A 24299-nucleotide genomic window follows, 5' to 3' on the forward strand; every position below is an offset into this window, starting at 1 on the left:
ATCATCATGATTAGCATAAAAACAACAAATACCTTATATGCACCAGAAAAGGTGGATGTTGGCATTGTTCATATTGGATTGGGCGCTTTTCATCGTGCGCATCAAGCCGTTTATATAGAAAAAAGCCTCAACCGAAATCAAGGTGGCAATTGGGGCATTTGTGCCGTGAATATTCGCTCGAATAGCCAACTGGTTGACGAACTTAAAGCCAATGGCTGTCGCTATCATATTGCGGAATACCAAGACAGCCAAAATGTGGAATTGCGTGAAATCAACGCGATTCGCGATGCCTTGTTTGCTGGGGCAGACAAAGAGCCTTTATTTGAAAAGCTTGTGTCACCAAAGACCAAAATTGTCACTTTAACCGTTACTGAAAAAGGCTACTACCTAGCACCGGCTGATAAGACATTGCGCCAAGGTGATCCAAGTATTCAGCATGATATCCAGAACCCAACGACGCCAAAAACTGCGCCGGGTATCTTGGTTGAAGCCTTGTATCGTAGAAAAGAATTGAATCTACCGCCGTTTACTATTTTGTCTTGTGACAACATGCCGAATAACGGCAGTTTAACGCGTCGAGCGGTATGTGAGTTGGCATCTCATCGTTCAGCCGAATTTGCTCAATGGATTGAAGACAACGTGGCTTTCCCAAGCTCCATGGTGGACAGAATAGTGCCAGCAATGTCGGATGCTTCCCGCGAGCGGTTGCAAAAGGAGCTTAATTGTCACGATCAAAATGCTGTGATGTGTGAAGCCTTTAGCCAATGGGTTGTAGAAGATAACTTCCCGCAAGGTCGACCAGATTGGGAGCATGACGGCGTGCAAATGGTAAAGGACGTTCACCCGTTTGAAACCATGAAACTGCGCTTGTTAAACGGCAGCCACTCATTGCTCGCTTATGTTGGGTTGGCAGCCAAATACAAAACTGTGGCTCAAGCGGTTGCGGATGAAAAGTTTGCCAGCTTGATTCGTCACTATATGAGCGTTGAAGCAGCTCCAACGCTGGATTTACCGCAAGAAGTACAGGTTCAAACTTACATCGAAAGTTTAGTTAGCCGTTTTGCCAACGACAGTTTACAGCATCAGTTATCTCAAATTGCGATGGATGGATCACAAAAAATTCCTCAGCGTTGGCTAAGTGGTGCAGAAGAACTGTTAGCGAATAAAGGTGCTAACAAGAGTGCTGATAAAGCAGATCTTGCCGCAACAGCTCTTGGTGTGGCTGCTTGGCTATTTTATGTGCGCGGTGAAGACCTAGAAGGAAATCAACACAAGGTCGATGACCCAATGGCGCAGACATTAAAAGAGCTTCATAGTCGTTGTGCTGATCTTAGCTATTTAGATTCGGGAAGCTTGGTCCATGAAGCCTTAAAACTGAACGATATTTTCTCTACAAAACTCAGCCAGAACGAGATTTTTTCTCACGCTGTGCTGAATGCTTATCAAACAATTATTTCAAGCGGTGTTGTGGAGTGTCTGTCATTCAACAACAGACTATTAAATAACAACACAGCGAATCTCGGAGGATAAAATGGAACATACTTGGCGTTGGTTTGGACCAAATGATGAAACGACTTTGACGGATATTCGTCAAACAGGTGCAACGGGTGTAGTAACAGCTTTACATGAAATTCCTAATGGCGAAGTGTGGCCAGTAGAAGCAATTAAAGCCCGTAAAACCATGATAGAAGCGCATACACTGCGTTGGTCTGTGGTAGAAAGCGTACCAGTACACGAAGATATTAAAAAGCGTACGGGCAATTACCAAGAGTACATTCAAAACTATAAGCAAACTCTGCTTAACTTGGCGGAATGTGGCATTGATACTGTGTGCTACAACTTCATGCCGGTATTGGATTGGACTCGCACAGATTTGGATTATGAATTACCTGATGGCTCTCGTGCTTTACGTTTTGACCAAACGGCTTTTGCTGCGTTTGAGTTATACATTCTAGAGCGTAAAGGCGCAGAATCTGAATACAGTGACGAAGAAAAAGCGCAAGCGAAAATCTTCTTAGAGAACCTAAAGACAGAAGATAAAGACCGCTTAGTCGCCAACATCATCGCCGGTCTCCCAGGGTCCGAAGAAAGCTACACCATAGAACAATTCCGCGAAAAATTAGATGAATACGCTGGCATCGACAAAGACAGACTTCGCGAGCACCTTAAACTTTTCTTAGAAGAAATTGTACCAGCGGCAGAGCAAGGTGGCTTGCGCTTGGCGATTCACCCAGATGATCCACCACGTCCGATTCTTGGCTTGCCGCGTGTTGTCTCTGTTAAAGATGACATCGAATGGTTGCTTGGTGCTGTGCCAAGCCCTGTAAACGGTATTACTCTTTGTACTGGTTCTTACGGTGTTCGTGCAGATAACGACTTGGTTGATATGGTGCAACGCTTCGGCTCGAACATTTTTTTCACTCACTTAAGATCAACCAAGCGCGAAGAAGTAGCGGGTAGCTTCCATGAAGCGTCTCACCTTGGTGGCGACGTAGACATGGTTGGTGTGGTTCGTGCGCTTCTTGTAGAAGAGAAAAAGCGTAACGACAACAATGCTCCGAGCCTAATACCCATGCGACCAGACCACGGCCATCAAATCCTTAATGACCTAGAAAAGAACTCAAAACCGGGTTACTCAAAACTTGGTCGAATGAAAGGTTTGGCAGAAGTTCGTGGTTTAGAGCTGGGTTTGAAAAGCACGCTTTAACCTAGTGAATTACTAAATCTAAAGAGTTATCTAGCTTGAATGCAAAAATGCCTTCTGTGCCAATGCGGAACAGAGGGCATTTTTTTCGGCCAATATTTTGATCATTTTTTTTGTAAAAAATAAAAAACACATTATTATCGAGATAACAGTTTATGACTAAAGCATTTTATTAAAAAGATTCTTACTATTCATGGATTATAAATCTGTAAAATAGAATGCAAAAAATATTTTTGCATATTAGGAGGTATTTATGTCGGACAATAATCCATTTCCAAACTCAGAGTATAAAGGGTTTATATTTTCAAAATCTGATATGAGTGGTACTCAATTTGATTGTGTAAACCTATCCGATTCGAAATTTTGGGTGGAGTTAAAGAATGCTAAATTTTCTGATTCAAATTTAGAGGCATGTGCGTTTGATGATGTTAATCTTTCTCATAGTACTTACGAAAATATCAATTTGAGTTGTTCAAAATTTAATAATGTTAATATGTCAAATACCTCTTTCACAAACTTAAACCTTGAAAATACCGAGATAAGTAATGCAAATTTACTTGGTATGAAAATTAATGGTGTGCTTGTTAGTGATTTATTTGAAGCTTACGAGAAAAATAGCTAATAAGTCGCTGATTGGCTGCTCTGGAAACGATTAGGGCTACTTTGGAGCATAGAGAGAAGAGGAGAGGCGCTTGCAATTCGCAAAAGCGTAACGTTATCTTGGCAACTGATTCAGCAAATATCCGCTAATTAATACCGAGAATGTATCGAGGATTAAAATGTCTCTAGTTTTGGGATATAGTGCAAAAACTAGAGGATTATTTTGGTTGGCCATCCTCTTAAAACGATTGTTTGTACAAAGTCACCAAAGATCAATGGTTTAAAAAATCTGCAAAACAGGATACTAAGAACACTATGGCAATAAGTGAATTTGAGATAAAACGTACAGAATCTGAGTTAGAGAAGTATTTAGCTAAGAATCGACCTCCTGCCCATCTTAGACATCAAGTCGATATAGGATATCGTATATCCGGCCAAAGCGTAGAGTTATTTGAAATTCGCCCTCATTGGAAGGCGGTAGACTCAAAAATTGAAACGCCTGTTGCGAAAGCTACGTTTGTAAAGACTAAAGGTTATTGGAAGGTATTTTGGATGCAACAAGATCTGAAATGGCATAGATACGATTCAAACCCCGAAGTGAGTAGGATAGAAGATTTTCTGCAAATTGTAAGTGAGGATGAACACTCTTGCTTCTTTGGGTAATTTTTTCTATTCATTTATCAGAAGAGTTCAGTAATATCGCCGACTATCATGCTAATTACGGCACGGGCTTTACGTTTATTCACGGAAATTGAAACAGACTAGTCCCTGTGGATAGACATTATGTCAGTTGGAAAAGGGGGCGGAAGTGCGAAAATCAGACAGGCTTTTTCAGTTAACCAATATTCTGCGTAAGCACCAACCCATTACAGCTAAGCAGTTGGCCCAAAAGCTGATGGTGTCAGAAAGAACTATTTATCGTTATGTTGATGATTTGTCTTTATCTGGAATACCCGTTTATGGCGAGCCTGGTGTCGGGTATCGGTTGCTAGAGGGGTTCGAGTTACCACCCTTACAGTTGACGCCGATTGAGCTGGAGGCGTTGATTGCCGGCGTGAGCTTTACGGCGTCTTTGACTGGAAAGAAATTTGCTGCTTCGGCACACTCTTTATTGTCAAAGATTGAGGCAGCATTGCCTAAAAAGTCAAAGATGATTTCCAGCGAAGATCGAGTGATTAGGATGCCGGTAAGGCATCGTGAATCCACAACATATCAGGTATGGGAGGAAATACATTCAGCTATAGAAACAGGATGTTGGCTGAATATTGGTTACAACTCACTTTCAGAAATCGTGACATCGAGAGCTGTATTTCCTCTAGGGCTATTCTATTGGGGCGGCCGATGGACATTAGGTGGTTGGTGCAAGCTGCGTGGTGACTACAGAGACTTTAGATTGGACCGCATAACCAGATTAAATCGTTGTGAAGATGAGAGTGCTTTGCCAGAAGATGTTTCTTTGTCAGCATACATTGAATTTAAAAATACGAAAGTTGACTGACACAATGCTGTCAGTAGTGAAGCCTTAGAGTTGGAGCTTAACCCATAACTGAGGCACTGACATGATAAAGAATAACAACATTGATAATATTGGCGGTATGGAGTTTGCGACCTTTAGGCTTAAAGAAGGCGTAACAGAAACCAGATTAGTAGAACTATCACATCAAGTAGAAGCCGAATTTCTTAGTCAGCAAGAGGAACTCATTCTTCATTTTCTGGTTCGTGGAACGGATGGTGTCTATGCCGATGTGGCGATTGCTAGTTCGCAGGAAAAAGCTGAGGAGTATTGCCAGCAGTGGCTGAGAAACAAGGTGGCGCTAGAATACTTAGAACTTCTTGATAAAGAATCTGTAAATATGACGTTCTGGTCGAAAATTAATTAAAAACCTAGCCAAGGGCCCATAGGAAATCAACGGCTTTGCTTTTGTCTTCTGTGGGCTTGCTATTATATGTAAGTAAATTTTGTGGTAAATCCAAAATAGAATAGTGACTTCATAAACGGCATTATTCTTTGTACTGGTTCTAGGGTATCTGCATTGATAATGACTTAGTTTATGTTGCAGAGCATGTTGCTTCTAATAGCTTTTTCCTTTTCTTAAAATCAAGAAAATCTTATTTAAATCCGACCAGAGCATGATTGTTAAATTTTCAACGACCTACAAAAATGTCAAATCTGGCTACTTGAAATTAGCCCGAGTAAAAGGTCTAGAAGATGTTCGTGGTTTAGAATCGAGCTTGAAAGTATATTATAAATTATGATAACCAAATGGAATGTCTGTATATAAATTAGATATCCCCCTTTCATTTTTAACATTTAAATCTTGTGCTTGTTTCTTCCTTTTTTATCGGTTTTTTGGAGGGTGAGCGTTTAAATAGATTAATTTATTGAATACAAAATAAGTAGGCGCTATTATGCATCGATTTTATGTATAAAATAATTTTATGTGTAAAATTTGTGATGTTCTATTTTGGTGCATTTTTTCTGTGACTATTTCTTTTAGCTTTAACTTTAGATGTAGGTTTGAAGGTAATTATGGAAAATTATTTTATAATGGAGATGTAATAAATATTTTATGAAAAATGTTAAATTAAGTGTGTTGCTTTTTTCTAGTTATGGGTTGATTATTTTTGGCCTGATTGTCGTTCTTGTATTTTCTTTTACTCGTATGAGTAACATCAATGACCAATCTACTATTATTTCAGAAGACTGGCTTCCATCGGTTAAACTGATTGGAAGCATTGATACTCAAACCGCAGAATTACGAAATCTTGAAGCTGTCCATATTCTTTATGATACAGTTGATGAAAAAGTGAAGCTGGAAAAGGTCATAGAAGACCAAAAAAATAGTATTGAACAGACGATCAGAGACTATAAAATATTAGTATCTAGTGTTGAAGAAGGAAAGTTATTAAAGCAATTTGAATCGAGCTATAAAGACTATTTAAGTATTGAAAATAAAGTTTTTACCCTTTCAAGGCAAGATGAAGATGATGCTGCACGTACTCTTTTTCTTACTGAATCATCTAAGAAATATAATGAGTACTCAGAATATTTAGATAAACTCTCTACGATGAGTAGAGATGGTGCTAAATTGGCGAGTGATAATGGTGATGTTGTTTATCAAGAGTCCACCTCTATGCTTAGTATCGTCGCCGTAATTATTATTGCTGCCGCTCTTATTATTGCATTTTATATTACGCGCACATTGACTCAGCAAGTTGCCTATATTCAAAATGCTATGACTCGTTTATCGAGTGGTGATTTAAGTTTTCGTTTAGAAAATGTTTCACGTAATGAGTTAGGTATATTAGCGGGTCATTTTAATAAAACGGTTGAGCAGCTTTCTACCACAGTAAATGAAATTCAAGATGCCGCGACTCAATTAGCTTCAACATCAGAAGAGCTAAGTGTTGTCACAGAAAAATCTACTCAAGATATGCATCATCAGAATGAGCAATTAGAGTTGGCTGTTTCTGCTGTTACCGAAATGACATCAGCTGTTGAAGATGTAGCGCGCAATGCCGTTGCCACATCAAAAGATTCTGATACTGCAGATGAGCGTGCTGAATTAGGTCGTGATCAAGTTCAACAAACCATAAAAACCATTCAGTCTTTATTGACCGAGTTGAAGACTACAACTCAAGGCGTTAATGATCTAGCAGGGCAAGTTAGCAGCATTGGTTCGGTGCTAGATGTAATTCGTGGTATCGCAGACCAAACGAACTTATTGGCACTAAACGCAGCGATTGAAGCGGCTCGTGCTGGCGAAACAGGTCGAGGTTTTGCTGTTGTGGCAGATGAAGTACGTGCATTAGCACATCGTACTCAAGAGTCGACAAAAGATATTGAAGTAATGATTCAATCTGTGCAAAGCGGAACGGATCTTACTGTAAGTTCAATGCAGCGCAGCCATGAAAAAGCCAATGCCACATTGGAGATTGCTAATTTGTCTGGGGAAGCGCTTAAATCTATCGCAGAGTCTGTTTCTCGCATCAATGATCAAAACATTGCCATTGCAAGTTCTGCCGAAGAACAAGCCCTTGTTGCACGAGAAGTAGATAAAAACTTGTTAGCTATTCGTGATATTGCGAATGAAGCGGTTGCCGGAGCAAATCAATCCAGTGCGGCGAGTTTAGATCTTGCCCGACTTGCAGAAAACCTCAGTGGATTAACGAATCGCTTTAAGCTATAAAGTTTTAGCTATTAAATAGCGATTCAAACAAGCTGATAAAAGACCGAGTAGCAGGCGCTACTCGGTCTTTTTATTTTTGAGTGCTACGATTTTATCCGCTCTTATCCATTTATCCTGATGTGTTACGAAGATCAGTGCACCTTGATAATTGTCTAGGGTTGCTGCGAGTTGGTCTTGGCTATCAATATCTAGGTGATTGTCTGTTTCATCGAGTATCAGTATCCCTTCGCTAGGTAGCTGGCTGATGAGTAGTAATGCAACTTTCATACGCTCGCCACCGCTTAGAGCTGAACAAGGTAAGAAAACATGATCGCTGCGTAATCCTATACTGCCAAGAAAAGTTCGGATCGTACTGTCATCAAGATGCGTAGCTTGACTTTTTAAGAGTGCAAAAGGTGAGGTGAATTGATCCAGTAGGCTTAAATGCTGATCAAGATACAGGGTGTCGACATGACGATTGAGCTCGCCAGACTCCAAAGTTTTCAGACCTTGAATACATTGTATTAAAGTAGATTTGCCACTACCGTTTGGGCCATCAATGCGTAAGCGTTCTCCACGATCTAAGAAGATGCTTAATGGGGTTTTATCTCCAAAGGGAAGTACCGCATCAATGAGATCAAGTACCCGACGTTGGCCTTTATTTTGGCTAGATAGGTGCAAATTGAGTGTCGATGTTTTTATTTGCTGGCATTGCTGTTGTTGGAGCTCCTTTTTCAAGATAAGACTACGTTGTTCTGCCATTCTAGCTTGTGCGCCACGTTGCTCTTGGGCTTTGTTCTTTCTACGATCTAAAAGCAATTTTGATTGGCTGCCAGAGGTGCGCTCTGCTTCACCTTGGCGCAGGCGTTGTTGAGATTTTTGTTCACGAATTTGCTGCTCACGTTGTTCTTTTTTGAGTTTAGCTTTGGCTTGGCCTATGGCTTTTATTGAGTCATGATGCTGTTTTTTAAGTTGTGCGCGAAGGCTGTTAAAGTCCATATGATAAGGATGGATGCCAGTCTCATTGAGTACTAAGAATCTATCAAGGCTGTTTAGTAACATGGCATCATGACTGACTAGTAGGACAGTGCTAGGCGTTTCTTTCAATTGTTGAATCAACCACTGGGTACTTTGTTTATCCAGATGGTTGCTTGGCTCATCGAGTAGTAATACATCAGGCTGTTGTTGTAACAGCCCAATCAGCTGCACTTTTGTACGTTGACCGCCACTGAGTGAAAGTATGGGTTGGTCTAATTCAAGTGCTAGATTCGCCTTCATGAGGCTTTCTTGGGCTTGCTCGACCACATCCCAGTGTTGTTCGAGTAAATCGATATCTGTATCTAGAGGCTTACCATGTTCTACGCGTCTAAGCGCATCGTAATATTCGCCTAAATGCAAAGCATCGATTACTCGCGGGATATCAGAGTAATTATCATTAATTGATTGGCGAAATAGGCAGCAGGTACCTGTGATAGTCGTATCACGTTGCTGCTGGGCAATGCATTCTAATAGTGTAGATTTGCCCACACCATTACGGCCGATAATCGCAGTGGTGCCGCCAGGGCAGCTAAAAGATAAATGGGAAAATAGAGTATCGCCATTAGGCAATATATAAGATAGATCAGAAACAACCAGCATAACACGCTCACTGGGAAGTCGACGACTTCCTCACCTTAATTCAACATATAAAATATCTATGAAAAAAAGGCTTAGTTGTTCACGGCGCGATATGCTCCTCTGCAAGTGATAGGATAAAATAATACTAGAGCGCTAAGATAAGAAAAACAAGTTGGTGGTACCTATTATTATAGGTTCGTTGTTTATGCATAAATGGCAAGAATTTATATTTTGATAATAAGGACGCATACTTAAAGCGACATGTAAACAAAGTTATTCCCTAGACAGTTTCATTTTTATCTGTAAATTATTTATTTCAGCTGTACAGAGAGACAAGTATTTCATAAAAAAACGAGTAGCAGGCGCTACTCGGTCTTTTATTTTAGCCAAGTAACTTATTAGTCAAATTTCACCCGGTTTGTTTTAAGCAAAGCGTCGCTGCTGGAGTTGATTAATTTGTCGTTCTTTCTTTCGATGAAGAATACGTCTAGGTTTTCATTCTTGGCAATTTTTGCGCCTTCTACAGGGCCTAGGCACAACATGGTTGTTGCCCATGCATCGCTGACTCTTGGATCGGTGCCAAACACAGAAGCCGATATAAGATTATGAGTAATGGGTTTGCCTGTGCTTGGGTTGATGATGTGAGAATATTCAACACCGTTATCATCAAAGTGACGGTTATAAGTACCTGATGTATCTAGCGTAACGCCATCTTCATTTTTGATAGTAATAACTTGATAGACTTTTGGGCCACCTTCGGCAGAAGGAATAGGGCTCTGAATGGCCACTCGCCATTTATCGCCGTTAGGCTTGTGTCCTTTAATCTTCATGTCACCACCAAATTGCACCATGTAGTTTTGGTAGCCTTTGGATTCTAATACATGGCTTAACTTGCCAATAGTGTAGCCTTCGCCCATAGAGGAGAAATCAAGCTGTAAAAAAGGGCGAGTTTTACGAACGCGTAAATTTTCTTCATCTACTTCAATTTTATCAATGCCGAGCTCTGATGTAAGTGCAACAAGTTCTTCTGGTGTAGGCACATGAAGTTTGTCGGTTTTGAAACCCCATAAATCGAACAAAGGCCCAATAGTTGGATCGTAACAACCTTCCGATTTTGTATGTATATCTTGGGCAATTTGGACAAGCTCAACAAAGTCTTGAGAGACCGGTTGCCAAGCTATAGATGGGCTACGGTTGAATTCGGAAATGAAAGAATCAGGACTATAAGTAGAAAGCTCTTTGTCTATTTGGGCAAGCGTATCGTTAAACGCCGCTTGTACCTCTGTGACTGGAACCGCGTCTTCAGACCAGAAGCTTATTTGATACGTCGTGCCTTGGGCATAACCTTCAACAGTTTCAAGTTTTGGTGGTTCACTGCAACCCACTAAAAAAGTCGTCATCAGTAGGGCGCTAAAACCCGCAATAGCGGTGGGATTAAAGCGAGATTTTGTGGATGTAGCCATACAATATAAGCCTTGTTAAAAAATAAAACGTGACAAGTTTATCAGCCGTTTATGATCAACTCTATCAAACTGCCTAGCATCCACACTAATGTGCATTTTTGCTAAATTTCTTGCTTCACTGCAACCGGATACTTATCTTTGACTCTTAAAGTTCTGGAAGAAGGCCACTTCTTACTGCACCGGGCGATATTCCTGTCATTCGTTTGAAGGCTCGACTAAATGAAGCCGCAGAGCCATAGCCAAGTCGATCGGCAATTTCGTCAAGTGACAGGTTATCTTGGCTGATCCACTGACTTGCTAGGCGCATGCGTAGGTTGCCTAGATATTGCTGTGGTGTGGAATGGGTTAATTCGGTAAAGCGTTCAGCAAAGACAGATCGTGATACCCCCATTTCTGACGCCATATCTGCCACCGACCATTGTCGTCCAGGTTCATGATGCAGAGCAGATAAAACCTGTGCGAGTTTCGGGTCGCGCATTGCTTCAACCCAGCCGCATACATTGCATCCAATCTCTACCCAGCGACGTAAAATGGCAGCAGCCACTACATCGGCAAGTCGCGTCAAAATTACGCTATATCCTGGTCGTTTAGCTTTCAGTTCCTTGGTCATCACATCGAGGATGGCAGGAATTTGCGGATCATAATCGGGTACCGTTTCAATGTGCATTACTTCTGGCTTCAAATGAGCTAACGGATGAAGCCAGCCCAAATCGAATTCCATGGCGCAACTGAAAATAAAATTGTTCTTTGATCGGCATATTTCAGTGTTGCAAACGCTTATTTCCGACGTGGCATCACATAATTGCACTTTTTCAAAGGCATTAATACTGACTAGCGGCACACCATCTTCGCTATAAAGATCATGGGTTCCTGCACAAGGCATTAATACTGCATCACCGCATGCAAGCTGGTGTACAGCTCCGCTTCGAGTTCGTAAAAATGCTGAACCCTGTCCAATGAAATGAAAGTAAGCCAATCTTTTATCTGATTCCTCCCCAAATTGCAGGCCAAACGGAGCGGAAATTTCGACTCGTCTGTATTCAAGGCCCTTAAGGCGTACGCCAGACAAAAGTTCGTTCATCATATCGTGTCGGGCTTCATTGGTTATGTTGTTTGTCGAGGACGGTTGCATAGTTCTCCGGACGATATGGTATGAATTTAAGACATATTGGTATATATCGTCTGGTCTGTCCATATTATTCTGTACGCAATATACAAACATTCATTTCAAGAGGACTTTCGATGACGAATACATTAAATGCGTCTCCGGCGCAGGTACAAGACGTACCTGCTTGGGGGGCAGTAATAGCCATGACGTTAGGTGTTTTTGGGTTAGTTACGGCGGAGTTTCTGCCAGCAAGCCTTCTAACACCAATGGCTTCCGATCTTTCGATTACTGAAGGGATGGCAGGCCAAGCCGTTTCGGCTACCGCTATTCTTGCGGTATTTGCCAGTCTTTTGACCGCTACTGTTACCCGCAGAATGGACCGCCGTTATGTTTTACTGGGATTTTCAGTGCTGTTAATTATCTCGAATATTTTGGTTGCTCTCGCACCTAATTTCTTCCTGTTGTTAGCTGGTCGTGTACTACTTGGCATTGCACTTGGTGGTTTTTGGACCATGGCTGCCGCCATTGTTATGCGGTTGGTTCCTGATAAAGACATTCCTCGTGCGTTAGCTATTCTGTTTAGCGGCGTTTCGGCAGCCACTATATTTGCTGCTCCGCTCGGCAGTTATCTTGGTGGTACTATCGGCTGGCGTAATGTTTTCCTGTTGGTAGCCTTGCTTGGTGTTCTGGTCCTTGCTGTCCAGTTTGCTACTTTGCCGAGAATGCAACCGCGTGGCCGAGCAACATTAGGTACCCTGATCGCGGTGATGAATCGCCCTCGAATGAAATTCGGCCTGTTAATGCTGGTGCTTATTTTTACGGGGCATTTCGCTTTATTTACCTACGTTCGGCCGTTTCTTGAAAATGTGACAGGTGTCGCAACTGCTGGTATTTCGGGTATTTTATTGGGTTTTGGTGTTGCTAATTTCATTGGTACTTATATAGCCGGAGCCTTGATTGCGCGATCATTGCGCCTAACCCTTACGCTTATGCCGTTGATCATTGGTTTGGCTGGAATCGGTATGGTCAGTATCCAGGGCGCTGTTGCACCAACGGCTATATTGGTGGCTATCTGGGGAATGGCGTTTGGTGGTGTGCCAGTTGCTTGGTCGACTTGGATTACACGCAGTGTTCCTGATGAAGCCGAAAGTGGTGGTGGACTTCTGGTTGCTGCTATTCAGGTTGGTATTGCAACCGGTGCAGCAGCAGGTGGGCTTGTTTTTGATGTTAGTGGTGCGTTTGGTGTCTTTACAATCGCCGCTCTGATACTTCTGGCTGCCGCCATTATTGTCACGTTTGGTTTGCGAACTGATCCAGTAAAAGTCGCACAAAGCGTTTAAATATCCTCTCTCTAATGACTCAAATCACCCCGATTATTTCATCATAATCGGGGTGATTTTTATCCATTTGATATTGGCGGCTCAATGCGCGTTGTTGTAAAGAGTTAGTTAATTAATAACCGTAAACCGAGACATGTCATTAGCAAGCCAGTAACGCGTTCGATCCATATTTTAAAGACCAACACTTTCTGTTGAATTCTCACTGACGTTAGTAAACAAGCGACTAGGGCAAACCAAATAAAATGCGCTAAGGCAATATAAGCACCATAGCCAAGCTCCATTAATAAAGAGGTATCTGTTGAAATGACTTGGCTAAACAAAGATACGATAAACAACATGGTTTTTGGGTTGAGTGCGTTACAGGCAAACCCAGACCAAAAAGCTGAGCCGTTGCTTGTTACTTTGATTTTAGGCGAGCTTTGATCTTTTAATGGCTCCGGTGTCTGGCTAGGTCGTGCTCTAAATACGATTGTCTTGATATCCGGCCATAAGGCTGAACCCCCCAACCAAATAAGGTACATAGCGCCGAGATAGCGCAAGGTATTCAGAACCCAGATATTGTTTGCAAACACAATCCCCAGTCCCAAGAGTGTATAAGCCAAATGTACACTGATGGCAGCACTTATTCCGATAGCGCATAAAATGCCATCGCGTCGACCTTTTAGTAACGAGACTTTTGACACCATTGCAAAATCTGGCCCCGGACTCATGGCAGCCAATAACGTGATAATGGCAACGGAATATAACTCAAATTGATCGATATTTAACATGGCAAGACACTCTCATCTGTGAATAATAAGAGTATGAATAGATGATTAAGTAAATAAAATCGATAATTAATGGTGAATATTGTGAGTAATAATCACATAAAAAGACGACTTCCTCCCTTGGGAACATTGACTGCATTCGAAGCTGCAGCGCATCATCAAAGCTTTTCTCGTGCGGCTCAAGAGCTTCATTTAACTCACGGCGCAATTAGTCGAGCCGTGGCGCAAATAGAAGAGCGTATTGGCGTTGATTTATTTGTGCGCCGTAATCGTCGGGTTTATCTGACCGCCGCAGGGCAACGATTGCTAAAAACCACCACAGAAGCCCTCGATGCATTAAGTTATACCGTGGAGGAAATTCATCGTCATGATAGCACTTCACCATTTCTGACTGTGTCATGTGAACCCAGTTTGGCAATGCGTTGGTTAATGCCGCGATTAGGTGAGTTTAGAGCACAGTGTCCGGAATTAAATATTGATCTAAGAATGGCGGGTGGTCCTATTGATCTATTGTCAGAGAATTGTGACATTGCCATTCGGCGCATGGACTTTGGTGTCCACGAAGATTATCAAATAACAACAATCTGTTCTGAACTGGCTGGCCCTGTATGTACAAAAGACTATTGGGAGAAACATATTAACCAAGACTTGAATGAAGCTAATTGGTTACACAGCAGAACTCGACCCAATGCATGGGACGACTGGAAAACGTCTCATGGTTTGGAAAAAGTCATTCCGAAAAGTGAGCAGCACTTTGATCATTTTTTTTATACTTTGCAGGCTGCCCAAGATCAGCTAGGCATAGCCATTGGTTCTACTCCCTTAGTTTCAGATGACCTAACAATGCAGCGTCTTATTGCGCCATTAGGCATGCATCCCACAGGTTATAACTACGCTTTATTAACACTAGATGATCCTAATTTAGATCCAAGAATTGCAGCATTTTCTAATTGGTTGATTGGTGCAATTGCTTCCTCTCTTTAATGCTGGTCGGCTAATTTTAATGGGGGCATGATTTAAGCAATAGAATAATAATGTCGTTTAACATGTATGTTACCGAAAGATCGTTGCTTATTTGTGTAGAGATATATTCTTATAGCTTACTTTGACCTAGTATCGGTATCTTATTGGCATTAGGACTTCGACTCAGTCTATGAAATCGGTGAGCAAAACCATCAACGTTAAAAGACTTATACTTTATCCTTTGGTTACTTTGTTAACCGTTTTAATGTTAGGAGAATATGCCTTTGTCTTTTTTAAAAAAGACAAACTAGAAGAGCAAAAAAAGTATGTCGATACTCTTACTAAAACGCTTTCTGAAGTGATACAAAAAGAAATTATTGTTGTTACGTCAGCAACAAGCATGCTTGAAACGTTGCTGAGACAGGATCATTTCGCAACAACAAATTTTAATGATTGGAGTAGAGAGATCCTTTCAATCAATGAAAATGTAAGTAACCTTCAATTAGCGCCAGGCGGCATAGTTATGGATATTTTTCCATTAGAAGGCAATGAGCAGGCTATTGGACATGATTTGTTAGATGATCCTAAGCGTAGTATAGGAGCGAGAATAGCAGTCGATAGCAAAGAGCTTACATTTATTGGACCAGTACGTTTGATTCAAAACAATCGTCTAGCGGTGATCGCCAGAAAGCCAGTGTTTAGATATAAAAATCAGCAAGAAACATTTTGGGGGTTTACGATTGCGCTGATTTATGTCGAAGAGCTTATGGGGGATTTGTTGTCAGGTCTTGATGATCTTGGCCTAAATTATCAGCTTATTGGCAGTAATCCAGACTCATTGACTCAACCCATTATTGCAGCATCTATACAACCCATATCAAATCAAGCAATGCAGTACCCCGTGCTAGTGCCTAATGGTGAGTGGCTTCTTTCTGTTGAATATCACTTTGAGAGTCTAACTGATGATTTTTTATACCATGGCCTTATTTTATTGATGGCTAGTCTACTAAGTTATTTTGCCTTTATTTATGAAAGGAAGTCGCAGCTTCAGCAGATAGAGCTTGTTAGTTTGAATCAACAACTTGAGTCGCTGGCTTATTTTGATTCGTTAACTGGATTGCGTAATCGACGTTCTGCATCTGATATAGCTCAAGAATTGTTCCATTTGGCTCAGCATAGTCAAGTTCCATTAATAGTTGCGTTTTTAGATATTGATTACTTTAAGCATGTAAATGATGTGCATGGTCATCAGGCAGGAGATGTAATTTTAAAAGCTCTTTCCAATTTGTGTGCAAAGAGCTGCAGGGAAAGCGATATTATAGCTAGATGGGGAGGAGAGGAGTTTATTGTTTTTCTGCCGTATACAGATTTAGATTACGCATTAGTTTTCTGCGAAACGTTACGCAAGAACATTTCTATGGAATGTTTTATGTACGAATCAGAAAAAATTGAATTCACGATTAGTATTGGTTTATCAGAAGTAGCCCCCGCTGATAAAAGCATTGAAGATGTGATTAAACGCGCGGATGAGGCGCTTTATCTAGCTAAGAAGAATGGCAGAAATCGTTGTGAAGTTTCTTTGGGATAGGTGGTAAAACCATAAAATAGCTTCATTTTTCTGCGGTGGATAAGCATTTTTAAGGAGCATATTTCGTGCATAAGGTTTTTGTCTTTGGAACGTTGAAAGAAGGTTTCCCTAATTTTAAAACAAACAAAGGTATTCGTTACCGCGGCGACTTTAAAACCAAAGAGCGTTATCCATTATACCTAGTTGGCGAACGATTTTCGCCTTGGCTTGTTTTACAGTCAGGCGAAGGCTATCCAGTGAAAGGACAGGTATTTGAAGTATCAGATAACGTCTTAGCAGAAATGGATGCACTGGAAAGAATCACTGCTGTCGACGGTTATCGTAAAGTGAGTGTTCCAGTAATCTGTCTAGAATCTGGCGATGAAATAAACGTCTTAGCCTATGGAAAACCACCAGAAATGTTACAAAGCGTTGAGGTTATGCAAGAACTAGCAGGCGAGTATGGCCTTGAACACGCGGCGTTATACCGTAGTCGAAGCGCCACTTAAACGTATTTAGTTAGGCAAGCTCGGACGCGAGCTTGCCTATTTACCTATTTATTATTCAAGAACAGCATTAGGTTTGTACATGGATAACCCAGTTTGATCACTGAACAGGTGCAGACGTGATTCATCAATATAGAAGTTAGTAACCTCGTCTTCGTTTACCATATGGCTTGATGGCGCTTCAACGGTAATCTGACTATCCCCTAATCGACTTGTCAGCTGTATGGTTGAACCAAGCAGTTCTAAGTTCTCCACTGTGCCTTTGATGACCAATGGATTGGTAAGCAAATCTGGCGTGATATGAATATCACAGGGACGAATGCCTAGAGTGGCTTTTGTGTCAGTTTGATTGTCGTCAACGTCACCGAGTAAGTTTAGCTTTTGTCCTGCAATATCAACATGCCAGCCTTCATCCTTGGCTAATTCAACCGGAATAAAGTTCATGGCTGGACTGCCAATAAACCCTGCGACAAACTTATTTGCAGGGGAGTGATAGATCTCCCTTGGCGTACCAACTTGTTCGACTTTGCCATCACGTAATATTACGATTCGGTCAGCCAGCGTCATGGCTTCCACTTGATCGTGTGTCACATAGATGGTGGTTTTCTTTATTTTTTTATGCAGCGTTTTGATCTCGGTACGCATGGAATTACGCAGCTTGGCATCAAGGTTAGAGAGCGGCTCATCGAATAAAAATACCTCTGGCGTTCGCACCATAGCGCGCCCCATTGCAACACGCTGACGTTGCCCGCCAGATAGTGCTCTAGGTTTGCGATCCAGTAACGGCGTCAGTTGCAGCATGTCGGCGACAGGGCGTACTTTTTCTTCAATTTCGGATTTGCTTAATCCAGCGAGTTTCAGTGCGAAAGCAATGTTTTGGTAAACCGACATGTGTGGGTAAAGAGCATAACTTTGGAACACCATAGCTATGTCGCGTTCTATCGGTTCAAGATCATTAACGACTTTGTTATTGATAAGAATTTCGCCACCGGAAATGTCTTCTAGGCCAGCTAGCATACGCAATGTCGTTGATTTTCCACAGCCAGATGGACCTAGAAAGACAATGAACTCGCCGTCATTAATTTTTAAATTGAAGTCTTTAACTGTGTGTACATTGCCTGGGTAGATTTTTTCAATATGTTTAAATTCAACAGAAGCCACGGGATTCTTCCTTATTATTCTATTTAGTTGGGTTAGCCTTTTACGGCGCCGCCAGTTAAGCCTTCAACAATGTATTTTTGAGCAAATAAGAAAAATACGATGGCAGGAGTGATGGTCACGGTGACATAGGCAAGTATGCGGTTCCATTCGATGCCATATTCGCCACGATATTGCATGATGCCCAGTGTCCATGGGTATTGTTGCTCTGTGTTTAGTACCAACAACGGCAATAAATAATTATTCCAACTGGCGACCAAGACAAATACACCAACGGTGGCGAGTATTGGAGTGGATAGCGGCAGGATCACATGCCAATAAAATTTGATGTAGCTGCAACCATCGACACGAGCCGCATCAAATAGCTCTGAAGGGAGTTGCTCAAAAAAACTTCGGAATAACAAAATGCTAAAGCCTAAACCAAAGGCAACTTGTGGAATCACAACACCAGACAGGCTATCAAGTAAGCCGAGATCTCGAATTTTCAAGAACAGCGGTAAAATAGCGGCCGCAGCGGGAAACATCATGCCAATTAAAAAGTAGTTATAGATATATTTATAACCAGCGAACTTAATATGAGAAAAAGTAAACGCCGTCATAGTGCCGATGATTAAGGTGAGTAGCACCGAGAAGAACGCAATAATCAGCGAGTTTTTCATCAGCAACCAAATAGAGCCATCGGCAAAAACTTGTGCGTAATATTCAAACTCCCACACATCAGGCAAGCCAAATGGGTTCGTGCGTAATTCCCCTAAGCTTTTAAACCCACCCAGTACGGTGGCAAACATCGGCACTAAAACAAAACCGGCGACCAGCATGAGGAAGATGTATTTTCCCCAACGTATTTTTCGCATTGCAAACATAGTGCGTTCCTTTATTTTTTATCTTTCATAATGGTGCTTTGGTATGTGAACGCAAAAATCACACAGCAAATAAACAACACCACACCCACAGCACTACCAAAGCCAACATTCATTCTGGTAATACCAAATGTATATAGGTAAGAAACCAAGGTATGAGTGCTATTAGATGGCCCACCACCGGTAAGAGGCATGATTAAGTCGAAGGTTTGTAGTGCCCCCAGAATACTGAAAAAGATGGATATCGTGATTCCCGACATAATGAGCGGAATCTTTACATACCAAATCGCCTGAAAACGGCTGGCACCATCGAGCTTGCTTGCTTCAATAAGATCTTTAGGGACGCCTTGTAGCGCAGCAATATAAATCATCATGTGGAAGCCGAAATACTTCCAAACAAGCACCACAAGAATGGCCACAAATGCCCAGTTTTTATCCGCCAATATGTACCAAGTATCGGTATTAAGCGCCTCGGTAAATCTCGCCATCACGCCGTAATCGCCATCAAAAACAAAACGCCAAATAAGACCTGCAGCCACTTCGGCCAAAATATAAGGCAAAAAGAAAATGAGGCGGAATAGGCTATTTGCCCAACTTTTTTTATAAATAGACAGAGCAATAATCAGTGCTAAAGGCAACTGAATAACCAATGAAATAAGAATGATCTTGAAGGTGTTCCATACCGCAGTATCAAAAGCACCGTGTTTAAACAAACGGACATAGTTGCTGAATTCTACCCATTGACTCGGTTCACCATAGCCATTCCAGCGGAATAGGCTGTAATAACCCGCTTCACCAATCGGCAAAATAACAAAAATAGTAAACAGCAATAAAGCAGGTGGTAAAAACAAAACCAACGTCAGTAAGCGGTTACCGTGATTATTTTTTTTAAACCAACGTGAGACATTTTGGTTTGAAGAAGTACTGGAGCGCTTTCCAATAGTGGTGACTTCATTACTCATAGCAAGCCTCGTGAAAGTGAGAACAGCCAACTTAAGTTGGCTGTATTGGTCGATTAATGCTTATTCAGCGTTATTCAAATTCCCACGCTTCTTGTACTTGCTCTGCTGCTTCCTCAGGAGTAAGCGAGTTACTAACAATACCAACGGAAATGTCGTTCACGACGCTACCTACGTTTGCACCAAATGCTTGGTCATAAAACAATTGATGCCAAGTAGAGTTAGCGATGTTTTGTGCAATGCGCTTTTTAAATGGGTTTTCAATGGCAACATCCGCACCTTTCACAACAGGAATAATCATGTTGATCTTGGCTAGGTGTTTTTGCATATCGATATTAGAAAAATACTTTAACCATTGAACGGATTCAGGGCTTGCTTCAGAGGTAAGCACCCAACCAGCAATGCCTCCTAGCGTATCGGTTGCTTTGCCTTTGCCATCTTTTAAGGCAGGGAAGTTCATCCAGCCTAAATTGTTATCACCAACACCTTCACCACTGATGGATTGCTGAGCTTGGAATAAATAGTTCCAATCACCCATTAGTTGCATGGCGGCTTTACCGTCACCAAAGTTACCAGAGGAATCACCAAAAGAAGCGGCTAAATAACCTGGTTGGAAAGGTTTTAATGCGACTAAACGTTTTAGCTCTTCACCCGCTTTAATGAAGTCTTCACCAGCGAATCCATCGCCTTTTTTGTCGATGGCATCTTGAATGCCTTGTTGACCAGCTTGGCGCATAGTCAGTAGTGCCCAATAAAACTGCACGGGCCATTTATCACCACCAGCTGTAGTGATCGCTGTAATGCCTGCTTTTTGGAGTTTTTTGATTGCGCCTAGGAAGTCATCCCAAGTGACGATTTTATCGGCATCAACACCCGCTTTTTGGAATAAGCTTTTGTTGTACCAAAAGCCGACTTGGCTAACCATGTAAGGAAGACCGTACTGCTTTCCTTTGTAGTTGAACGCATTAAAGCTGGCTTCTGAGAACCTAGGTTTAATGTCTTTCATCTCTTTGGTGACATCTTTCAATAATCCCGCATCAACGCGAGTTTGAAAGTTTCCGCCGCCCCAGCTGTAGAAAATGTCAGGGCGCTGATCGGACTGAAGAAGCGTTGGCAGCTTCTGTTTGAAGGCCTCGTTTTCTAAATATTCCAGTTTGACGTGTTGACCTGGATTGGCTTTTTCATAGTCATTTGCCACTTGCTGCCAAATGGCGACGACTTTCGGATCTGCTTCAAGGTGAAGCATACGGATCGTGGTATCAGCCCAAGTGAATGAAGAGGTTAGTGATGCAGCGATGGCAACTGGATAAAAGATTTTTTTCCAGTTCTTTTTAAGGTCATGAGTCTTGTTGTTATTTTGGTAACACATAAAGAACGTCCTTTTTTATTATTAATCTGATCGTGCTTTTCTTTTATTTTAAAAACTAATTGTTGGTGGTTTTTTAGTTGAATAATCAATGACTTTATATTTATCTTAAAATCTTTTTCAAATTCAGTTTATTAAGTCGTTAAGTGATTTTTTAACGATTTGATCATGATATTCATTCCTAACAGAATTTTAGTGGCTTGATCATTGCCGCATATCCTTCTTTGCTCAATTATGAAATTTGATAATCAAGTTCATTTATTTGTTGGTTATGCTTTATATCTTATAAAAACTCATTTTAAAAAATGAACTATTTTTCGTTAAATTTATGATTTTAAATGTTTTTTTATTTTTAAATTGCGATGAAGACTTACTGTGGAAGCTTGGTTTGAGGATCGTTTTGAAGTGATGACGCTTGAAGACGGAGTCTGACTTGTCCATGTGAAATAACGTAGCGGATTTGAGATATTACATAATGTTAATTTTGATGATCTTGTGGGAAAAAAGGTCTCATTAACCTAGTAATTAACTGCTAGCTATAGAGTGCCATCTATAGAATAAGAAAGAGCAGCGCTTGGCTCTACAAAATAGCGCTATGATTATAAATATAAATAGATTTCATGTTTTGCTTATTAAGGTATTCGTTATATGGAAGTTTATAAAAACTCAAGTTTTACCGTGCAGCAGCGAGTGGATGATTTGCTAGCGCGCATGACGATAGAAGAAAAAATTGCTCAGCTTGGTGCGCAATGGTTGATTTTAGCGCCAGATGGAAACCATCAAGACCGCGATTTTGAGATGGGTGCTCAAGGGGAGCGTAAACCGATTCAAGAGCGTCTAAAACATGGTTTAGGTCAAATTACTCGTCCATTGGGTACACAAGTCATTAGCCCCAATGATGGCGTCAAAGCGTTAAATCAATTGCAAAAGTATCTCGTCGAAGAAACACGCTTGGGCATTCCCGCTATGTCACACGAAGAGTGTTTAGTGGGGCTGATGGCGAAAGGTTCGACTCTGTTTCCTTCCTCTCTTAACTATGGCCACACTTGGAATCCACAACTTATATACCAAGTTGCTCAAGCCATTGGCGAGCAGACTCGTCTTGTCGGAGCTCATCATGGATTAGCGCCAGTGCTGGATGTATCTCGCGATGTGCGCTGGGGCAGAACAGAAGAAACGCTGGGTGAAGATCCTTATCATGTTGGTGTGTTAGCGACAGAGTACGTTAAAGGTCTACAAGGCGAAAAGCGCGACCTTCTTGCTACTCTAAAACATTATGTTGGTCATTCTTTTAGCGAAGGCGCGCGCAACCATGCTCCCGTACATTTGGGCTTTAAAGAACTAAACGACACCTTTCTGTTGCCCTTTGAAATGGCGGTAAAACTCGGCAAAGCAGGTTCGTTGATGCCTGCATATCACGATATAGATAACGAAGCTTGTCATGCCTCATACCATTTATTAACCGAAGTGCTGCGAAATCAATGGGGCTTTGATGGCTTGATTGTGGCGGATTATGGCGGTGTTGAGTTATTGGCGAGTCATCATGGCATTGCAGCGGATAACGCGCATGCGGCCGCGTTGGCGTTCAATGCTGGATTAGACATTGAATTGCCAGATGATGCTTGTTCCAGCCAGTTAAACTCGGCACTGCAACGCGGCCTGATTGATGAGCAGAAAATTGATGAGATAGTCACTCGAATCTTGAAAGTAAAATTTGAAATGGGCTTATTTGAACATCCATATTGTGATGAATCTCCCATTGAGCTTCAAAGCGAAAAAGCCACAGAGCTTGCCTATCAAGTCGCTTTACAGTCGGTCGTTATGTTGGAAAACAACGCTGGCTTACCTCTAAATAGCCAACAAAAAATCGCCGTCATTGGCCCAACAGCAGATGACCAATTGGCCTTGCTGGGTGGTTACAGTTTTCCGGTGCATCTCATTTTGAGTAGCGTTGATGACAGTAGCAAGGTGTGTCCGACTATTTTAGAAGCGCTGCAAAATGAATTTGCACAGGTTTCATACAGCAAAGGTTGCGATATTTTAACGGAGCGTCATAGCAATGCTCCGGTTTTCCCCGGCGATGTGGATTTGGCCATGAATCAAACCATGACGTCTCCAGTCTCACGAGATACCAGCCAAATTAAACAAGCGATTGAAACGGTCGAGCAAGCGGATGTGACGATTGTATGTGTGGGTGATCTTGCTGGTTTGTTCCAAACAGGAACCGTGGGCGAAGGATCGGATACCGACAGTTTAGATTTGCCGGGCGTGCAACAGCAGTTAATTGACGAAGCGATTGCCACAGGTAAACCAGTGATTATTTTGGTTACGGGTGGAAGGCCATACAACTTAAATGGCGCAGAAGAAAAAGCCGCAGCGGTCTTATTCGGTTGGGCTCCGGGCCAAGAAGGCGCAAGAGCGATTGCGGATATTATTGTCGGTAAACAATCACCATCTGGGCGATTAACCCTATCGATTCCTAAAAATGCTGGCGCAGTGCCTTATTTTTATAACCATAAACTCAAAAGCGGTGGAACGCCCATCGCCTATCATTTTGGGTCGAAATATAACTTTGGTTACGGCCTGACTTACACTGACTTTGCTTATAAAAATATGCAGATCGAAGACAAGCAAGTGTCGATTGAAGATGGCGTGATTAGAGTATCAGTCGAGCTTGAAAACATTGGCAATCGAGCTGGTTGTGAGGTTGTGCAACTTTACGTGAAAGATAAGCTGTGTTCTTTGGTTCGGCCGATTCGTGAGTTAAAAGGCTTTCAGCGGGTTGATTTGCCTGCTGGCGCTTCAACTACTGTCGTGTTTGAGTTACCTGTCGATATGCTGAATTTCACTAATTCTGCTCTTCAGAGAATGGTAGAAGCTGGCGAGTTCGACATTATGATTGGCAAATCCGCGACGAATATTCTGTTCAATCAAACGGTAGACGTGATTGGAGACAATAGGGTATTACCGCAATACTGGAATATGCTTTGTCATTCTTACCATAAACTACATTGATCTTCGCCTGAAAAAACATGTGAGCCTGAAAAAACATGTGAGCCTGAAAAACCATGTGAGATGAGCCGAACTGCGCTTGTCTCACATCGGTTAACTTCCCAGATCTCATCCTGTTATTGTCAGTGACCTACACTACG

General features: G+C 41.7%; 20 protein-coding genes. 12 read left to right on the forward strand and 8 right to left on the reverse strand.

Annotated features, from left to right (window positions below; all coding sequences use genetic code 11):
• The first annotated feature begins 6 nt into the window (after positions 1-6).
• The 7 genes from BUA59_RS12290 to BUA59_RS12320 all read left to right on the forward strand — a co-directional run bounded on the left by BUA59_RS12290 (position 7) and on the right by BUA59_RS12320 (position 7494).
• Entirely contained in the window at positions 7-1530 is a 1524-nt protein-coding gene (locus tag BUA59_RS12290) for a mannitol dehydrogenase family protein (protein WP_072839994.1), read from the forward strand.
• 1 nt (position 1531) lies between these two features.
• Positions 1532-2707, forward strand: a complete 1176-nt coding sequence (uxuA, locus tag BUA59_RS12295) for a mannonate dehydratase (RefSeq protein WP_072839995.1) — start codon at positions 1532-1534, stop codon at positions 2705-2707.
• A gap of 250 nt (positions 2708-2957) precedes the next feature.
• Positions 2958-3326, forward strand: a complete 369-nt coding sequence (locus tag BUA59_RS12300; RefSeq protein WP_072839996.1) for a pentapeptide repeat-containing protein — start codon at positions 2958-2960, stop codon at positions 3324-3326.
• Between the two features lie 293 nt (positions 3327-3619).
• Positions 3620-3967: a DUF3024 domain-containing protein gene (locus tag BUA59_RS12305; RefSeq protein ID WP_072840052.1), complete on the forward strand. Its 348-nt coding sequence runs from the start codon at positions 3620-3622 to the stop codon at positions 3965-3967.
• Between the two features lie 145 nt (positions 3968-4112).
• On the forward strand, positions 4113-4802 hold the full coding sequence (locus BUA59_RS12310) for a helix-turn-helix transcriptional regulator (protein WP_072839997.1): 690 nt from the start codon (positions 4113-4115) through the stop codon (positions 4800-4802).
• Between the two features lie 61 nt (positions 4803-4863).
• The gene (locus BUA59_RS12315) at positions 4864-5184 is read left to right on the forward strand and encodes a hypothetical protein (RefSeq protein ID WP_072839998.1); all 321 of its coding nucleotides are present in this window, start codon (positions 4864-4866) and stop codon (positions 5182-5184) included.
• 690 nt (positions 5185-5874) lie between these two features.
• The gene (locus BUA59_RS12320; RefSeq protein WP_072839999.1) at positions 5875-7494 is read left to right on the forward strand and encodes a methyl-accepting chemotaxis protein; all 1620 of its coding nucleotides are present in this window, start codon (positions 5875-5877) and stop codon (positions 7492-7494) included.
• A 57-nt stretch (positions 7495-7551) separates the two neighbouring features.
• On the opposite strand, the gene BUA59_RS12325 is transcribed toward BUA59_RS12320, so the two are convergent.
• The 3 genes from BUA59_RS12325 to BUA59_RS12335 all read right to left on the reverse strand — a co-directional run bounded on the left by BUA59_RS12325 (position 7552) and on the right by BUA59_RS12335 (position 11685).
• Positions 7552-9111: an ATP-binding cassette domain-containing protein gene (locus BUA59_RS12325; protein WP_072840000.1), complete on the reverse strand. Its 1560-nt coding sequence runs from the start codon at positions 9109-9111 to the stop codon at positions 7552-7554.
• A gap of 377 nt (positions 9112-9488) precedes the next feature.
• On the reverse strand, positions 9489-10553 hold the full coding sequence (locus BUA59_RS12330) for an FAD:protein FMN transferase (protein WP_072840001.1): 1065 nt from the start codon (positions 10551-10553) through the stop codon (positions 9489-9491).
• A gap of 145 nt (positions 10554-10698) precedes the next feature.
• The gene (locus tag BUA59_RS12335) at positions 10699-11685 is read right to left on the reverse strand and encodes an AraC family transcriptional regulator (RefSeq protein WP_072840002.1); all 987 of its coding nucleotides are present in this window, start codon (positions 11683-11685) and stop codon (positions 10699-10701) included.
• 110 nt (positions 11686-11795) lie between these two features.
• On the opposite strand from BUA59_RS12335, the gene BUA59_RS12340 reads away from it, so the two are divergent.
• Complete coding sequence (locus tag BUA59_RS12340; RefSeq protein WP_072840003.1) at positions 11796-13001, forward strand: MFS transporter; 1206 nt, start codon at positions 11796-11798, stop codon at positions 12999-13001.
• 104 nt (positions 13002-13105) lie between these two features.
• Here BUA59_RS12340 and BUA59_RS12345 read toward each other — a convergent pair whose 3' ends face one another.
• Entirely contained in the window at positions 13106-13771 is a 666-nt protein-coding gene (locus BUA59_RS12345; protein WP_072840004.1) for a LysE family translocator, read from the reverse strand.
• Positions 13772-13852: 81 nt separating this feature from the next.
• Here BUA59_RS12345 and BUA59_RS12350 point away from each other — a divergent pair, with 81 nt between their 5' ends.
• The 3 genes from BUA59_RS12350 (at position 13853) to BUA59_RS12360 (ending at position 16807) form a co-directional block, all read left to right on the forward strand.
• Positions 13853-14752 (forward strand): LysR substrate-binding domain-containing protein, encoded by a 900-nt coding sequence (locus BUA59_RS12350; RefSeq protein WP_072840053.1) that lies wholly within the window; start codon positions 13853-13855, stop codon positions 14750-14752.
• A 169-nt stretch (positions 14753-14921) separates the two neighbouring features.
• A complete protein-coding gene (locus BUA59_RS12355) occupies positions 14922-16319 on the forward strand; it encodes a sensor domain-containing diguanylate cyclase (RefSeq protein ID WP_072840005.1) in 1398 nt (465 codons plus the stop codon).
• A 65-nt stretch (positions 16320-16384) separates the two neighbouring features.
• Positions 16385-16807 (forward strand): gamma-glutamylcyclotransferase family protein, encoded by a 423-nt coding sequence (locus tag BUA59_RS12360; RefSeq protein WP_072840006.1) that lies wholly within the window; start codon positions 16385-16387, stop codon positions 16805-16807.
• Between the two features lie 51 nt (positions 16808-16858).
• Here the strand turns inward: BUA59_RS12360 and BUA59_RS12365 are convergent, their stop codons facing one another.
• The 4 genes from BUA59_RS12365 to BUA59_RS12380 form a co-directional block, all read right to left on the reverse strand.
• Positions 16859-17965 (reverse strand): ABC transporter ATP-binding protein, encoded by a 1107-nt coding sequence (locus BUA59_RS12365; protein WP_072840007.1) that lies wholly within the window; start codon positions 17963-17965, stop codon positions 16859-16861.
• A gap of 32 nt (positions 17966-17997) precedes the next feature.
• The gene (locus tag BUA59_RS12370) at positions 17998-18825 is read right to left on the reverse strand and encodes a carbohydrate ABC transporter permease (protein WP_072840008.1); all 828 of its coding nucleotides are present in this window, start codon (positions 18823-18825) and stop codon (positions 17998-18000) included.
• Positions 18826-18836: 11 nt separating this feature from the next.
• A complete protein-coding gene (locus tag BUA59_RS12375; RefSeq protein WP_072840009.1) occupies positions 18837-19784 on the reverse strand; it encodes a carbohydrate ABC transporter permease in 948 nt (315 codons plus the stop codon).
• Positions 19785-19854: 70 nt separating this feature from the next.
• Positions 19855-21150, reverse strand: a complete 1296-nt coding sequence (locus BUA59_RS12380; protein WP_084122401.1) for an ABC transporter substrate-binding protein — start codon at positions 21148-21150, stop codon at positions 19855-19857.
• 645 nt (positions 21151-21795) lie between these two features.
• Between BUA59_RS12380 and BUA59_RS12385 the strand changes: the two genes are divergently transcribed.
• Positions 21796-24162 carry a glycoside hydrolase family 3 N-terminal domain-containing protein gene (locus BUA59_RS12385; RefSeq protein ID WP_072840010.1) on the forward strand — a complete coding sequence of 789 codons (2367 nt, stop codon included), beginning with the start codon at positions 21796-21798 and terminating at the stop codon, positions 24160-24162.
• Positions 24163-24299: the final 137 nt, after the last annotated feature.

It is taken from the genome of Marinomonas polaris DSM 16579 (genome assembly GCF_900129155.1).
GTDB lineage: Bacteria > Pseudomonadota > Gammaproteobacteria > Pseudomonadales > Marinomonadaceae > Marinomonas > Marinomonas polaris.

Bases quoted from the DNA above. Each gene is read 5' to 3' on its own strand.
- BUA59_RS12315 (WP_072839998.1), top strand. From the start codon at position 4,864: ATGATAAAGAATAACAACATTGATAATATTGGCGGTATGGAGTTTGCG.
- BUA59_RS12355 (WP_072840005.1), top strand. From the start codon at position 14,922: ATGAAATCGGTGAGCAAAACCATCAACGTTAAAAGACTTATACTTTAT.
- BUA59_RS12375 (WP_072840009.1), bottom strand. From the start codon at position 19,784: ATGAGTAATGAAGTCACCACTATTGGAAAGCGCTCCAGTACTTCTTCA.
- BUA59_RS12380 (WP_084122401.1), bottom strand. From the start codon at position 21,150: ATGTGTTACCAAAATAACAACAAGACTCATGACCTTAAAAAGAACTGG.
- BUA59_RS12330 (WP_072840001.1), bottom strand. From the start codon at position 10,553: ATGGCTACATCCACAAAATCTCGCTTTAATCCCACCGCTATTGCGGGT.
- BUA59_RS12340 (WP_072840003.1), top strand. From the start codon at position 11,796: ATGACGAATACATTAAATGCGTCTCCGGCGCAGGTACAAGACGTACCT.
- BUA59_RS12385 (WP_072840010.1), top strand. From the start codon at position 21,796: ATGGAAGTTTATAAAAACTCAAGTTTTACCGTGCAGCAGCGAGTGGAT.
- BUA59_RS12325 (WP_072840000.1), bottom strand. From the start codon at position 9,111: ATGCTGGTTGTTTCTGATCTATCTTATATATTGCCTAATGGCGATACT.
- BUA59_RS12305 (WP_072840052.1), top strand. From the start codon at position 3,620: ATGGCAATAAGTGAATTTGAGATAAAACGTACAGAATCTGAGTTAGAG.
- BUA59_RS12290 (WP_072839994.1), top strand. From the start codon at position 7: ATGATTAGCATAAAAACAACAAATACCTTATATGCACCAGAAAAGGTG.
- BUA59_RS12300 (WP_072839996.1), top strand. From the start codon at position 2,958: ATGTCGGACAATAATCCATTTCCAAACTCAGAGTATAAAGGGTTTATA.
- BUA59_RS12320 (WP_072839999.1), top strand. From the start codon at position 5,875: ATGAAAAATGTTAAATTAAGTGTGTTGCTTTTTTCTAGTTATGGGTTG.
- BUA59_RS12345 (WP_072840004.1), bottom strand. From the start codon at position 13,771: ATGTTAAATATCGATCAATTTGAGTTATATTCCGTTGCCATTATCACG.
- uxuA (WP_072839995.1), top strand. From the start codon at position 1,532: ATGGAACATACTTGGCGTTGGTTTGGACCAAATGATGAAACGACTTTG.
- BUA59_RS12335 (WP_072840002.1), bottom strand. From the start codon at position 11,685: ATGCAACCGTCCTCGACAAACAACATAACCAATGAAGCCCGACACGAT.
- BUA59_RS12370 (WP_072840008.1), bottom strand. From the start codon at position 18,825: ATGTTTGCAATGCGAAAAATACGTTGGGGAAAATACATCTTCCTCATG.